We start from the raw sequence: 13,779 nt of genomic DNA on the forward strand, positions 1-13,779 counted from the left end.
TCCTTAGCTTTTTCTAAACTGATATATTCTACTTTTAAGGTGTAAATCCTTCATAAAAAAGAAACACCTTGATTAGTATCAAGGTGTAATAAGCTCAAAACTCTCCGAATTAGCCCCGAGTATAAAAGGACTAATCTCGCCAACGCTATAAAGTTGTAATTCATGCATCGCGCGTGTACAAGCAGTATAGAATAATCTACGAACGCTCTCATCACTGTACACATTTTTAGAAGCATCGTAAATAATAACAGCATCAAATTCGATACCTTTCGCTAAGTAAGCGGGGATCACGACAATGCCTTGCTCATACTCGGCTGAGTTACTTTTCACAAGTTTAATATTTTCGATATGACGAAGTGCTTCGTAGGCAGCGGCGCTTTCAGCTGCAGATTTACATATAATTGCGATCGTATTGTGCTGCTCTGTTTGTAGTGCAGCAACTTTGGCAGTAATATGCTCGTGCAGTTCGCTGTCACTGGATACTTTCGTCACTGTAGGTTTCTCACCGTCACGTTCAAATGCATGGATGTTCTTTCCTTCCGGTACGAGAGCGCGTGTAAATTCAATAATCGGTTTTGTTGAGCGATAGCTACGAGTTAAGTTGATACCGTTCGTTTCATCTGGTCCGTATAAGCTAGTAAGTGTATTGAAATTCACTGCTTCACTCGCATGGGCAAATATCGCTTGGTTAAAGTCTCCGAGTACAGTCATTCTCGCAGCAGGGAAGAGACGTTTTAAAAACTCAAATTGAAACGGTGAATAATCTTGCGCTTCGTCTACGAGTACGTGTTTAATCGATCTATTCGTTTGGAAGCCTTCAATTAATTCTTTTAAAAGTAAAAATGGCGTCGCATCCTCGTAATATAGCTTTCCTTCATCAAGCATGTTTACTGTTAAGGAGCAAATGTCATCCCATTCTTTCGGTTTTTCTCCAGTAACCCATGATGCATCTGTGAAGAGCTGTTTATATATGCCTGTGAAATTGATGAAACGCAATGTTTGAACGCCTTTACGAAGTGGTTTCAATCTTTTACGGACAATCATACGTCCAAGTACTTTCGTTTCTTTTTCAAAATCATGAAAGGAGTTGTCGTCAAACTCGCCTTTTTTCTGTAAATATTTATAAGCCTTTTGGTATTCATCTTTACTCAGTAATTCAATTTCTTCTTCTACCCAAGGCTTTTTCAGTTCTGCTTTTTCAATTGCATCTATTTGTTTATTTAGCCAATCCGTTAACTTTTCAATTCGATTATGGAAGCGGAGGGAGGAGTCAGTGTTGTAAAACTGCTCTGTAATTTCTTTAGCAGAAGCAATTAACTTTCCTCTAAACTTCATACCTCTAAATAGCATGCCTGAAGATTCAAGAGATTGTCTGTACGCTCGAATCATCTCGAAAAATTGGGTAGATGCTTTAAATCGAATGCTCGCATTTCTTGCTTTATAGGTAGGGCTATTCGTTTCCGTTAACATATATTCTAATTGTTCATAAGGATCTTCAACGTCAAATGACTTGCTTAGTCTATGGTTTAAATATTCTTGGAATGTCACTTGCTGCATATTTTCTTCACCGAGTTCAGGCAATACGTTAGATACGTAGCTGTTGAACATAGAGTTAGGGGAGAAGAGAATGATTTGATCCGCTTTTAGCCATTCGCGATATTTATATAGTAAGTAGGCGATTCGTTGCAGCGCAGCGGACGTTTTACCGCTACCAGCAGCTCCTTGCACGATAAGAAGTCGGCCTTCATCGTGACGGATAATTTCATTTTGCTCGCGCTGAATTGTAGCAACGATGCTTTGCATATGTTTGTTCGTACCTTTTCCGAGCGCTTGTTGCAAGATTTCATCACCAATTGTAAGGCTCGTATCGAACATAGAATCAATCTCGCCATTTTGAATAATGTATTGTAATTTTTTCTCCACATTACCGTGGATTATGCCTCCTGGTGTACTGTATTCAGCTGGCCCTGGTGGATAATCGTAGTACACACTCGAAATGGGTGCGCGCCAGTCATATATAAGAAAGTTTTCTCCGCTTGCATCAGTAAGTGTAGCTACGCCGATATAAATTTGATCCGCAGTAGATTCTCCTTCTTCTTTGAAATCAATTCGCCCGAAGTAAGGTGCTTTATGCATGCGTCTTAATGCGGCAAGTCGATTAAAGGTGTGCTTATGGGTAATTTGTGTGACAGCTAGTGACTGAGCTTGTTGTCTTAAGTTGATAACTGTTTCAAGATAATCATCAAAAGTATCAGTATTCACTTTCACGTCATCCCAGAAATGTTTACGAATATGGATTACTTCCGCACGGCGTCTGCCAGTTTCATTTTCCAGTTTATCAATTTGCTGCGTAATCGTTTCTATTACGGTATCCAATCGTTTTTGCTCTAAATCAAGTTTTTTGTTCATACGTAAGCACTCCTTTAAAAGTGAAAAATAGAGGTTGACTGAAGATGTGTTTTGGTGTACAATTAAGATACGGATAAATACGTTCGGTATATTTTTAAAAACGTGTTTCTGTACTAATTTAACATAGTTTTTTCATTTAATCAATAATAATAAGATAAACCTTGGTTCCGTGTGTGATGGAATCAAGGTTTTTTGTGCTTCTTGAAGAGGGGATTGCGATCATTGTCAGTTTTTGTCGGTAAGTCGATATATTTCAAGAATCGCTGATATAATTGGAGTTATAGTCGATATATTTTGAAAATCGCCGATATAATTGGAGTTGCGGTCGATATAATTTAGATTCACGAAAATCAACTACATAATTTCATGTACCGAATCTAGACGCAATGTATTACGAGAAGAGGGCAAACAAAAAAGCTCGGGATTAGCCCGAGCTTTTCATTATTTCTTTTCGTCTTTTTTAGCGTCAGCTTTTTGCTCTTTGAAAAGATCTTTTAAATCTTTATCGTCAACTTTTACGTCAGCTTTTTTGATTTCTTTCATCATAAGATCGTTCATGAATTCGCCATCTTGTGCTTTTTTCTGAACGATTTCTTTTTTGATGTCAGCTTTTGATTGTTCGAATGATTTTTCTGGTTCTTTAATGTCTGTTACTTTAATGATGTGGTAACCGAATTGTGATTTCACAGGCTCGCTTACTTCATCTTTTTTCAGTTTATAAGCAGCATCTTCGAATTCTTTAACCATTTTACCAGGTCCGAAGAATCCTAAGTCGCCACCTTTTTCTTTTGAACCAGTATCTTCAGAGTATTGTTTCGCTAACTCTTCGAAAGATTTACCTTGTCCAAGTTCTTCTTTAACTTTTTTCGCAGTTGCTTCATCTTTTACAAGAATGTGGCTTGCTTTAATTTCAGGCTTGTAGTTATCTTTTAATTCTTTATCAGTGATTGTTTTCTCGATAGCTTTTTCTTGCGCTAATTGAGCACGCACACCAGTTTTTAAAGTTTCTTCTTTAATACCTTGTTGTTTTAATAGTGTATCGAATTGATCACCGTATTGTTTTTTCATTTCATCGAACTTTTTGTCTACTTCTTTGTCTTCAACTTTGTAGTTTTTAATAAGTACTTTTTCCATAACCATGTTGTTTAGTACTTGTTTACCAGCTTGTGTTTTCATTTGCTCGTAGAACTCGTCTTTTGTAATGTCACCAGCTTTAGATGTAACAATTTTGTCTGATGATGATGTTCCACATGCTGATAATGCGATTACACTTGTTGCGGCTAAGGCAAGCATAGCTTTCTTCATTCGATAAACACTCCTACTATTATGTATTTTTAATTTATCCTACCCAATGAATTTTAGTTCATAAGAGCCCGATTAAGTCTCACTGATACTTTTGCTTTTTGTATTGGTAAAGCGCGCTTAACAGGGCTTACCGAGGCTTTAGGATAAAGTTAAGATGCGTGTCATTTATTTCATAGTATAAGCAATATGTACAAAATTTAATATATCATATTTCGACTCGATTTCATATTGATAAAGAAAATTTAACCAGTCCGTGTCAGATTTTGAAGGTGTTCCATATTGGGCGCATGCCGCATATACAGAAAAGAGGAGGGGATGGGGATGAATTCTCAACTTATTTTATTACTTGTACTGTTTATTTTATTGGTTATAGTAGGTATAATTTGCTTATAGAGGAAAAAAGTGAGGAAGGGGCTTCCTTCCTCACTTTCCATGAAATATAATTTCTATATAACTAGAAATTAATAAAATTGTTATACATACATTAATAACCCGAAAGACACCGGGTTGGCGGCTCGCAGCTATTTGTTTTCGTTCACACAGTGTATGTGTCATAAAATTCGTGTAAAATATAACAAGAAGTGCGAATGCGACAAAAACAACTGTTATAAGTGTCATGAGGCGAGACCTCCTTTTGGCTAAAATACATATACTTTATATATTGTATCATACGATATTTTGTTCGTGTTATAAAATTCAGAAATAGAAGACTTTGTGTTAGAAAGTGAGGGAGAAAATGGACGTTGTTAGAAGATTAGAACAAGCTGAATACTACGTAGACCTACTATTTAAAATGATTGATGAAGAAAAGTGTCCATTTTATTCTTTAATCATAAAGAAAAAAGCTCGCAAAAAAGATATTGAACGTATACTACAACTTTGTGAAATACTGAACGAGCAATATGTAGTGGAAAAAGCAGAAGGGCTTCTTCTGTTCGATGCGCTGTTAGATCAATTTGAAAAAGCGCTTCCACATCAGCTCGAAGTACACGAAACTGCGGAAGCGCTAGCAAAACAAGGTTTATTTAACCCGCTTATGAATGAATTCTTAAGCATGATTGCGAAAAAATAAATAGATTACTTCTTAACTAACTTCTGATCGGTTTCCGTAAAGTTCTCCTCAATATTCTCTAATGATTTCTCAAAAATATCGATGAAGTCTTGTCCGTAAATGTTACGCAAGATAGCGATAAGTTCGATATTTTCTGGGAACTTACCATAGAAATTACGAAGTGCAAGAGCCCCATTAAATACAGAGTTATTTTCAGGATCATACTCCTCCATTAAGCGAAGTAGTAATTCTTCCCCTTTGTCTGTAATCTCAATGTACGTATTTCGTTTATCATCTTCTTTTTTCGAGAATACAAGATAGCCGCGTTCTTCCAGCTTTTTCGAGAAGTTAAACGCCGTTGATACGTGCATAACTCCAAACTTAGCAATCTCAGAAATAGAAGCCCCTTTTAAATGATAAGCGATTGATAAAATATGATGTTCATTGATGTTTAAATCGTAAGGCTTAATCCACTGTTGCCAATCTTTCTCTACACATTTCCATAACGCTTTCGATAATTGAGCAATGCGTTGGCTGAAAATCATCGCTTCTTTTACCGAGTAATCTTTTTCTCCACTTTTCATTTACTCACCCACTTTAACATTCTTTTTCATTACTATCTATTATGCCAGTAAAATAAAAATTAATAAAGTCTTTTTGTGAGAATTGTGAAAATTTTTTGGAAAAATGACATTCTATACAAATCATGCATAACTATGGAAGCGTTTTATGAGTCGAGAACACATGCGTTGTCCATACATGTTAAGTGATAACATATATTGTAAATGCATAAAAACACGGCATATCTGTGTGATATGCCGTGTTAAGGTCAATTTATATAAAAAATATTTGTTATATGCAAAAAACTAAGCAGGAATTTGTTTACGCTTTTTCCGGAACAGCTTCTTGTAGTTTCTCAATTGATTTTTGAATGTCCAAAATCTCTTTCTCAATATGGCGTTTGTTTTGAGAAATATCTTGCTTCCAGTTCGAAAGCGTGTCTTGCATATCGTCTTTTAATTCTTGAAACACTTCTTTACCTTCTGAAGCAGTTTCAACGATTTGACGTTTTAATAATTTTGTATCAGCTGTAATATCAGCTAAAGTCTTTTTAATATCAGTTCCTTTTTCTTTTAGCTTGCCGCGCATAGCTTTACCAGAAGAAGGAGTAGAGAAAAGAACAGCTAGTCCAGCAACTGCTCCGCCGCAAATGACACCTGTAATAAAGGATTTAGCTTTTGACATAAAAGGAAACCTCCTTATTTTTTGTTCGTATTCATGATGTGAAAAAATATGCATATCTTTAAGACAAGGGAAAGAAAAGTGTGCAGTGCACAGTCCCCGGCATCTTGAGTGGAGAAACAAGCCGTGCAATATTTAATCACTTTAGGAAAGTGGCTTGTTATGTATTACTTCTTATTATAGTGTCACTATTTCACACTATTTGCAATTGTACTTGCGATGTTTTGTAAATTTTCCATTGTGTATTCATTTTGATGTGATTTCCAAACAGCACCGAAACCATCGTTTTCACCGTAGCGTGGAATTAAATGAAGGTGGAAGTGGAACACAGTTTGTCCAGCTTTTTCACCGTTATTGTTAAGTAGGTTAAAGCCAACTGGGTTAAACTCTGCTTTAATCGCATTTGCGATTTTCGGAACGACAGAAAAAATGTGTGATGCGATTTCTGGCGTTAACGCAAAAATGTCTTGTTTGTGAACTTTTGGAATAACAAGAGTATGTCCTTTTGTTACTTGACTAATATCTAAAAATGCAAGCACATGTTCATCTTCGTATACTTTTGAGCAAGGGATTTGCCCATCAATAATTTTACAAAAAATACAATTGTCCGCTGTATGATTCATTGATCTCATCCTTTCAAATATCCTTAGCCGTATTTTACCATAATTACATAAGAGAACAAACACGAAAAACAGGAAGCTGACTCAGCTTCCTGTTTTCTGAAGAGGGATTGAAAAAGCATTATCGTAATTTACGTTTCGCAGACACCTCATTTATTTAAGAAATGCACGGTAAATCGGCTAAAGTTTCTGCCGTAGACACCCCATTTTCAAGTGAAATGAATTGCAATCTTTTATAAAAGGAAATTGTTTATTTTTTAAAACAGTATATGCTCTTTCGGAGACACCCCGTTTCTAAAATGAAACAAATGATCTGGTTATGTGTAAATTTCTTTGTCCAACATGGACACCCCATTTCATGATGACTTCACTATGTTGTTTTACTCATCAATTGGTGGTTGCTTTTTCAATGTGTTCCTTCTTCCTTAATTATGATGTCCGCTTTCGTAAAAATATATGCGAACAAATTTAAATTTTTTTTGAGGGCATCGATACTATGTAGTACAGCGCTATTTTTGGTAAGATGAATATAGAATGAATACTAATGAAGAAAGTGGTGTCGTATGAGCGAGTTATTGCGTGTAGAAAATGTTACAGGAGGATATACGAAACGACCTGTACTAAAAGATGTTTCGTTCTCTGTGAATAAAGGCGAACTTGTCGGCTTAATCGGTTTAAATGGAGCGGGTAAAAGTACGACGATTAAACATATTATCGGTTTAATGGAACCGAAAAAAGGAACTGTCACAATTAATGGGAAAACAATTCGTGATGATATGACAGCGTACCGTTCTAGTTTTTCGTTCATCCCAGAAACACCAGTATTATATGACGAGCTAACGCTAGAAGAACATTTGAAGTTAACAGCGATGGCGTACGGTGTCGATGAAAAACAATACGAAGAACGTGTAGGACAATTATTACAAGAATTTCGCATGAAAAATCGTTTGAAATGGTTTCCATCTCATTTCTCAAAAGGGATGAAACAAAAAGTAATGATTATGAGTGCGTTTTTAGTGGAGCCATCTCTTTACATTGTGGACGAACCATTCGTTGGACTTGATCCGTTAGCGATTCAATCACTCCTTCAAATGATGGATCAAATGAAAAAGAGCGGTGCGGGTATTTTAATGAGTACACATATTTTAGCGACGGCAGAGCGTTATTGTGATTCGTTCATTATTTTGCATCAAGGTGAAGTAAGAGCGATGGGAACATTATCTGAACTGCAATCACAGTTTAATATGCCAGGCGCAACGCTAGATGATATTTATATTGCCTTAACAAAGGAAGAAGATTATGAATAGCACAGCATTATGGAAAGAACGATTTCGTCACTTTCTAAAAGAAGTTCGTACATATAGTAAATACGTATTTAATGATCATTTGAAATTTATTTTCGTATTTATCATCGGCGCAGGGGCGTATTATTACCAGCAATGGTTACAAACGTTAACGCCTTCGTTTCCGGCGGCGCTCGTTATGGCAGTGTTACTCGGTCTCGTATTAACGGCCGGATCGATTCAAACGTTATTAAAAGAAGCGGATCTCGTTTACTTACTGCCAGTTGAAGAAAAGTTAAAACCATACTTCACAAAGGCATTTCTCTTTACGTTTATGATTCAGTTATACATAATCGCAATCGTAGCGGCAGCGCTTGCCCCGTTATACTTTCAGCAAATGAAGCAAACGGGAGCGGCTTACATATGGTTAGTACTCGCGTTTGTCATTGTAAAAGCGTGGAACTTATTCGTTGCGTGGGAAAAATCATTTTTAACAGACCAAAATATACAAAGAGCTGATTGGTTCATTCGTTTTATTTTAAACGGCTTATTTGTGTACTTCCTTGTAGAACGTACTTCCGTTATGTTTATTGGCGGAACCGTCCTTCTCATGGTGTTATACCTCGTAGTACTGCATCAAATGGTGAAGGGAAAGCCATTAAACTGGGAGTATTTAATTTCTGAAGAAGGTAAGAAAATGATGCTGCTGTACCGCATCGCGAACATGTTCGTTGACGTACCAGCATTAAAAGAAAGAGTATCCCGCAAGAAATGGCTTGATTTCATCCTTTCGATGATCGGTGAAAAGCGTACCTATTTATACTTATATACGAGAACGTTTTTACGATCTGGTAACTATTTCGGATTATATGTGCGTTTGCTCGCTCTTGGCGGAGTTATTCTTTACTTCATTCCGTTTTTATATGGACGATTTATCGTAAGCCTGATATTCCTATACTTAATCGGTTATCAGCTCTTAACTTTATGGAAACATCACCGCATGAAGATTTGGCTTGATTTGTATCCGGTCGGGGGAGAAGAGAAGAAGAAAGATTTTCTTGTCTTATTAAATGCAATCCTTATTACCGGCAGCGTGATATTTACAGTTATATTCGCCCTTGCGACGAAAGATTTCATGATGACGGGAATTTTATTAGTCGTAAGCATAGTATTTAGTATCGGTTTCGTTTATCAATATGGGGCGAAACGTATTGAGCGTTTAAATTGAAGGGAATGAACCTATGATTACATATGAAGAGAAGGTTATAAAAGAATTGGAGCAGTGGAAAGCTACATTCATGAAAGATTCTTCTATGATGACACGGTTCTCTAAGAAAGTGCAGACGAAAGTACAACAGCTTATTCCGGCGAAAGTGCAAAAAGTATTAACAGAAACGATTCGGATGATGGTGCAAACGATTAGTGCTGGATCAAACTTTATAAAGCCGAAATTAAAAGAGACGAACTGGTCATTGCAAAGAAGAGACGACGAAGTACGTAAAAAAATGGATGAGTATAAAAAAATAGCAGCGGCAGAAGGAGCAGGGACGGGAGCTGGCGGTATTCTCCTCGGTCTGGCTGATTTTCCGCTTTTACTCGGCATTAAAATTAAATTTTTATTTGATGCAGCAACGTTGTACGGGTTTGATACGAGTAACAAAGAAGAGCGCCTTTTTATTCTTCACGTTTTCCAGCTTGCCTTTTCAAGTGACGACCACCGAAAAGAAATATGGAAAGCAATCGAAACGTGGGATACAGAAGAAGAAAATCATATGGACTGGGAAAAGTTCCAAACAGAGTACCGAGACTATATTGATTTAGCGAAAATGCTTCAGCTCGTTCCCATAATCGGTGCCCCGGTCGGCGCATATGCGAACTATCAATTACTGCAAAGACTCGGAGAAGTGACGATGAATTGTTATCGTATGCGACTACTGAATAGAAATTAAAAAGAAAGCACCCTACATGTGTAATGTAGGGTGCTTTTTGTTATTTTTATTCATATTTTTCATCTTTTTACCAATAATATACAAATGGAGTTACTTTACTGTATTTAGGGGTGCAAATATGAAAGTATCAATATTTATCACTTGTGTGGCAGATGTTTTTTATCCAGAGGTCGGAAGTGATGTCGTCGAAATTCTTGAAGATTTAGGGTGTGAAGTTGATTTTCCTAAAAGCCAAACTTGCTGCGGACAACCGGCCTATAATAGCGGGTACGTGAAAGAAACGAAAACAGCGGCAAAACATATGATTGAAACCTTTGCTCATTCAGAATATGTTGTGGCACCATCCGGTTCGTGCGCGATGATGGTTCATGAGTTTTCTACCTTATTTTCTGAGAGTGAAATGGAGTGGAAGAAAAAAGCGGATGAGCTTGCGAAGAAAACGTATGAATTTACACAATTTCTCGTTGAAGTATTAGGGAAAGAAGACTTAGGTGCGGTGCTTCATAAAAAAGCAACAGTTCATACATCTTGTCATATGAGCCGATTGATGGGAATTAAAGAACCACCGCAAAAATTATTAAAGTGTGTCAAAGGACTGGAAGTAGTTTCGCTATCGCACAATTATGATTGCTGCGGATTTGGAGGGACATTTTCAGTAAAGATGCCAGAAATCTCTGAACAAATGGTCGATGAAAAAGTAAAGCATATTATGGAAACCGGTGCAGAAGTGTTAATTGGGATGGATTGTAGCTGCTTAATGAATATAAAAGGACGTTTAACACGCCAGGGCTATCCAATTGATGTAAAACATATTGCTCAAGTATTAAATGAGGACCGAAAATAAGAGGGGGATATACAGATGGGAATGAGAATTGGGAACGATCCCTTTCATAAGCGTACTGAAACCGGCATTGGCGATCAATTTATGCGGCAGGCTGTTAGGAAAGCGCAAGATGGTCTTAGGGGCAAGAAATTAAAAGCGACTGAGAGTCTTGGGAATTGGGAAGAATGGCGAGCTTTAGGAGAAGAAATTCGAAAGCATACATTAGAAAATCTTGATTATTATTTATATGAGCTAAGTGAAAATATTGAAAAAAACGGTGGTTTTGTTTATTTTGCAAAGACGGCAGAAGACGCAAGGGAATATGTAAAAGAAATTGTAAAAAAGAAAAACGCGAAAAAAATTGTGAAATCAAAATCGATGGTAACAGAAGAAATCAGTTTAAATGAAGCAATTGAAGAAGCTGGAGCGGAAGTGTTAGAAACAGATCTTGCTGAATTTATTCTACAAGTGAACGACCACGATCCGCCGTCACATATTGTTGTTCCGTGCCTCCACAAAGATAAAGAACACATTTGTGAAATATTTAAAACAAAGTTAAACTACACTGGCACATCTGATCCTACGGAAATGGCGAGGTTTGTAAGAGGCTATTTACGTGATGATTTCTTTGCAGCGGATATAGGAGTGACTGGATGTAACTTTGCGGTTGCAGAGTCTGGGTCCATTTCTATCGTAGCAAACGAAGGAAACGCAAGACTGACCACGACACTTCCGAAAACGTTAATTACAGTTATGGGGATGGAGCGTATTGTGCCGACATGGGAAGAGCTTGATGTGTTAGTAACTCTTCTATGCAGAAGTTCTGTAGGACAAAAGTTAACGAGTTATATTACAGGATTAACGGAGCCTGGCGGGACAGATGGACCTGAGGAATTCCATTTAGTCATTGTGGATAATGGCCGTTCTGATATTGTAGGGACAGAATTCCAAAGTGTACTGCAGTGTATTCGCTGCGCAGCATGTATTAATGTGTGTCCTGTATACAGGCATATTGGCGGACATGCATATGGTTCTATTTATCCAGGACCAATTGGAGCTGTGTTAACACCGCTTTTAGGAGGATATGATGAATATAAGGATTTACCTTATGCATCTAGTCTTTGTGGTGCTTGTACAGAAGCATGCCCAGTGAAAATTCCTTTACACGACTTATTAATTAAACATCGGAGCCGCATTGTAGAAGAAAAACGATCACCTGTAGCTTGGAACGCGGCGATGAAAGGTTTTGAAAAAGTAGTGAAGAGTCCTAGCTTATTTTCTTTTGCGGCGAAGAGCGCTCCCTATGCATTAAAACCTCTTGCGAAAGGTGATAAAATCGAGCGCGGCATTGGACCGTTAAAAGCGTGGACGGATGCGAGAGATTTCCCAGTTCCGAAAAAACAACCGTTTCGAAAGTGGTTTGAAAAACACGTAAAGGAGAACGATGATGGCCATCCAAAATCGTGAAGAATTTTTACTCCAATTATCAGAAAAGCTTGGTAGAAAACGTCCTGAAGCAGTGAAAAAACCGAAATGGTCTTTTGCCCCGCAGTGGACTGTTTTTGACGGACTCGCGCAAGAAGAACTTGTATTACAACTAATAGAGCACTGCGAAGTCATTCATACAGAAGTAAAACGGACAACGCAAGAAAATCTTGTTGAAACATTGGGGTCCTTACTAAAAGAATGGAATATTACATCCGCTATGTATGCGAACGATGAGCGTTTTCATGAGTATGGTCTTACTCCATTTTTCAAAAATGAAGGTGCAACACATTTTCGTATGTGGGGATCGGATCAGAAAGAAGAGGACATAGCATTTGCGAAAGCTGCTGACCTTGGTATTACGTTCAGCGATATGACCTTGGCAGAATCAGGAACCGTTGTCCTATTTAATGACGGGTTAAAAGGAAGACATGTTAGCCTTCTTCCGGAGTCGTACATTGCAATCGTTCCTAAAAGTACGATCGTACCAAGATTAACCCAAGCTACAAAAAGAATCCATGATCAAAATGAAGCGGGAGAAAAACTACCCGCTTGTGTAAATTTCGTTTCTGGTCCATCAAATAGCGCTGATATTGAAATGAACCTTGTCGTAGGTGTACATGGGCCAATCCGAACAGCGTATATTATTGTGGATGATCAATAATGAAAATAGAAAGCACTGGCCGCTAATATAGCCAGTGCTTTTCTTACTGGTGAAAGTTAAAGACCAAGTCCACTATAGCTGACTCCAACTACGACTAATATGATAAAGAGCACAATGAGTAATATATAACTGCTACCAATGCCCTTACCATCTTGTCCAGCTTCACCGCCGCCAGTGCCACCACTACCGCCTTTACCTCCAAGTGCCATATGTATGTCCTCCTTATTGTTATATGTTGCTTTTACTTTATACTTTCTGTATTTACCAATAAATCCCTTCTGTAATATTAACTAACTTGCAAATCATTTCGTTTCATTTTATAATTTACTTACCGACCGGTAAGTAAAAATAAGTGAGGTACAGTATGACAAAGAATTTACAAACATCGCAAAATATTGTAGAGGCATCATTTAAACTTATGGCAGAGCACGGCATTGAGAAGATGAGCCTTTCCATGATTGCGAAAGAGGTAGGTATTTCAAAACCGGCTATTTATTATCATTTTTCTTCTAAAGAAGCGTTAGTTGATTTTTTATTTGAAGAAATTTTCTCTGGGTATCATTTCGTGAGTTATTTCGATAAAGGACAATATACGAAAGAAAACTTTGCAGAAAAGTTAATTGCCGATGGTTTACATATGCTCTCTGAGTATGAAGGGCAAGAAGGAATATTACGTGTTATAAATGAATTTATCGTAACTGCATCGCGAAATGAGAAGTATCAGAAACGTTTATTTGAAATACAAGAAGATTTCTTAAATGGTTTCCACGATTTATTGAAGAAAGGTGTGGAACTTGACGTTGTGTCACAACATGCAACAGAAGAGAATGCTCATACGTTAGCGCTCGTGATCGATAATATGAGTAATTACATGCTCATGGGATTCCAGTTAAAGTATAAAGAGATTTGGATTCGAAATGTGAAAAACGTAATGAAGGAGGAATAAAA

At 37.3% G+C, this 13,779-nt stretch carries 16 protein-coding genes; 9 read left to right on the forward strand and 7 right to left on the reverse strand.

Features of this window, described 5'->3' with window-relative positions:
- Window positions 1-78: 78 nt before the first annotated feature.
- Both helD and prsA read right to left on the reverse strand, forming a co-directional pair.
- A complete protein-coding gene (gene helD / locus ACHZK0_RS05360; protein WP_395761292.1) occupies window positions 79-2,409 on the reverse strand; it encodes an RNA polymerase recycling motor HelD in 2,331 nt (776 codons plus the stop codon).
- A gap of 441 nt (window positions 2,410-2,850) precedes the next feature.
- Entirely contained in the window at window positions 2,851-3,714 is an 864-nt protein-coding gene (gene prsA / locus ACHZK0_RS05365; protein ID WP_071721544.1) for a peptidylprolyl isomerase PrsA, read from the reverse strand.
- A 279-nt stretch (window positions 3,715-3,993) separates the two neighbouring features.
- Between prsA and ACHZK0_RS05370 the strand changes: the two genes are divergently transcribed.
- Window positions 3,994-4,107: a hypothetical protein gene (locus ACHZK0_RS05370; RefSeq protein ID WP_002007073.1), complete on the forward strand. Its 114-nt coding sequence runs from the start codon at window positions 3,994-3,996 to the stop codon at window positions 4,105-4,107.
- Window positions 4,108-4,137: 30 nt separating this feature from the next.
- On the opposite strand, the gene ACHZK0_RS05375 is transcribed toward ACHZK0_RS05370, so the two are convergent.
- The gene (locus ACHZK0_RS05375; RefSeq protein WP_000172690.1) at window positions 4,138-4,332 is read right to left on the reverse strand and encodes a hypothetical protein; all 195 of its coding nucleotides are present in this window, start codon (window positions 4,330-4,332) and stop codon (window positions 4,138-4,140) included.
- 118 nt (window positions 4,333-4,450) lie between these two features.
- Here ACHZK0_RS05375 and ACHZK0_RS05380 point away from each other — a divergent pair, with 118 nt between their 5' ends.
- Entirely contained in the window at window positions 4,451-4,786 is a 336-nt protein-coding gene (locus tag ACHZK0_RS05380; RefSeq protein ID WP_063262020.1) for a DUF1878 family protein, read from the forward strand.
- 5 nt (window positions 4,787-4,791) lie between these two features.
- On the opposite strand, the gene ACHZK0_RS05385 is transcribed toward ACHZK0_RS05380, so the two are convergent.
- From ACHZK0_RS05385 to ACHZK0_RS05395, 3 genes are all read right to left on the reverse strand, one after another.
- Window positions 4,792-5,349, reverse strand: coding sequence for an HTH-type transcriptional regulator Hpr (locus tag ACHZK0_RS05385; protein WP_000834921.1), 558 nt, complete (start codon window positions 5,347-5,349; stop codon window positions 4,792-4,794).
- 298 nt (window positions 5,350-5,647) lie between these two features.
- Window positions 5,648-6,010, reverse strand: a complete 363-nt coding sequence (locus ACHZK0_RS05390; RefSeq protein WP_000030296.1) for a YtxH domain-containing protein — start codon at window positions 6,008-6,010, stop codon at window positions 5,648-5,650.
- 185 nt (window positions 6,011-6,195) lie between these two features.
- Window positions 6,196-6,630 carry an HIT family protein gene (locus tag ACHZK0_RS05395; protein ID WP_001016840.1) on the reverse strand — a complete coding sequence of 145 codons (435 nt, stop codon included), beginning with the start codon at window positions 6,628-6,630 and terminating at the stop codon, window positions 6,196-6,198.
- A gap of 560 nt (window positions 6,631-7,190) precedes the next feature.
- On the opposite strand from ACHZK0_RS05395, the gene ecsA reads away from it, so the two are divergent.
- The 6 genes from ecsA to ACHZK0_RS05425 all read left to right on the forward strand — a co-directional run bounded on the left by ecsA (window position 7,191) and on the right by ACHZK0_RS05425 (window position 12,831).
- On the forward strand, window positions 7,191-7,934 hold the full coding sequence (gene ecsA, locus ACHZK0_RS05400) for an ABC transporter ATP-binding protein EcsA (RefSeq protein ID WP_001292604.1): 744 nt from the start codon (window positions 7,191-7,193) through the stop codon (window positions 7,932-7,934).
- Window positions 7,927-9,138 (forward strand): ABC transporter permease EcsB, encoded by a 1,212-nt coding sequence (ecsB, locus tag ACHZK0_RS05405; protein WP_395761293.1) that lies wholly within the window; start codon window positions 7,927-7,929, stop codon window positions 9,136-9,138. The genes ecsA and ecsB overlap by 8 nt, the downstream gene beginning before the upstream one ends.
- Window positions 9,139-9,151: 13 nt before the next feature.
- Complete coding sequence (gene ecsC / locus ACHZK0_RS05410; protein WP_000634133.1) at window positions 9,152-9,859, forward strand: ecs operon protein EcsC; 708 nt, start codon at window positions 9,152-9,154, stop codon at window positions 9,857-9,859.
- A 118-nt stretch (window positions 9,860-9,977) separates the two neighbouring features.
- Window positions 9,978-10,703: a (Fe-S)-binding protein gene (locus ACHZK0_RS05415; RefSeq protein ID WP_375808675.1), complete on the forward strand. Its 726-nt coding sequence runs from the start codon at window positions 9,978-9,980 to the stop codon at window positions 10,701-10,703.
- Between the two features lie 15 nt (window positions 10,704-10,718).
- Entirely contained in the window at window positions 10,719-12,149 is a 1,431-nt protein-coding gene (locus ACHZK0_RS05420; protein WP_270342027.1) for a LutB/LldF family L-lactate oxidation iron-sulfur protein, read from the forward strand.
- Window positions 12,130-12,831, forward strand: a complete 702-nt coding sequence (locus tag ACHZK0_RS05425; protein ID WP_395761294.1) for a LutC/YkgG family protein — start codon at window positions 12,130-12,132, stop codon at window positions 12,829-12,831. The genes ACHZK0_RS05420 and ACHZK0_RS05425 overlap by 20 nt, the downstream gene beginning before the upstream one ends.
- A 56-nt stretch (window positions 12,832-12,887) precedes the next feature.
- Here the strand turns inward: ACHZK0_RS05425 and ACHZK0_RS05430 are convergent, their stop codons facing one another.
- Window positions 12,888-13,040, reverse strand: coding sequence for a YjcZ family sporulation protein (locus ACHZK0_RS05430; RefSeq protein ID WP_139242455.1), 153 nt, complete (start codon window positions 13,038-13,040; stop codon window positions 12,888-12,890).
- 155 nt (window positions 13,041-13,195) lie between these two features.
- Between ACHZK0_RS05430 and ACHZK0_RS05435 the strand changes: the two genes are divergently transcribed.
- A complete protein-coding gene (locus ACHZK0_RS05435) occupies window positions 13,196-13,777 on the forward strand; it encodes a TetR/AcrR family transcriptional regulator (RefSeq protein WP_061676568.1) in 582 nt (193 codons plus the stop codon).
- The last annotated feature ends 2 nt before the right edge of the window (window positions 13,778-13,779 follow it).

This window comes from Bacillus sp. 3G2 (genome assembly GCF_044324725.1).
In the GTDB taxonomy this organism is placed as follows: Bacteria; Bacillota; Bacilli; order Bacillales; family Bacillaceae_G; genus Bacillus_A; species Bacillus_A mobilis.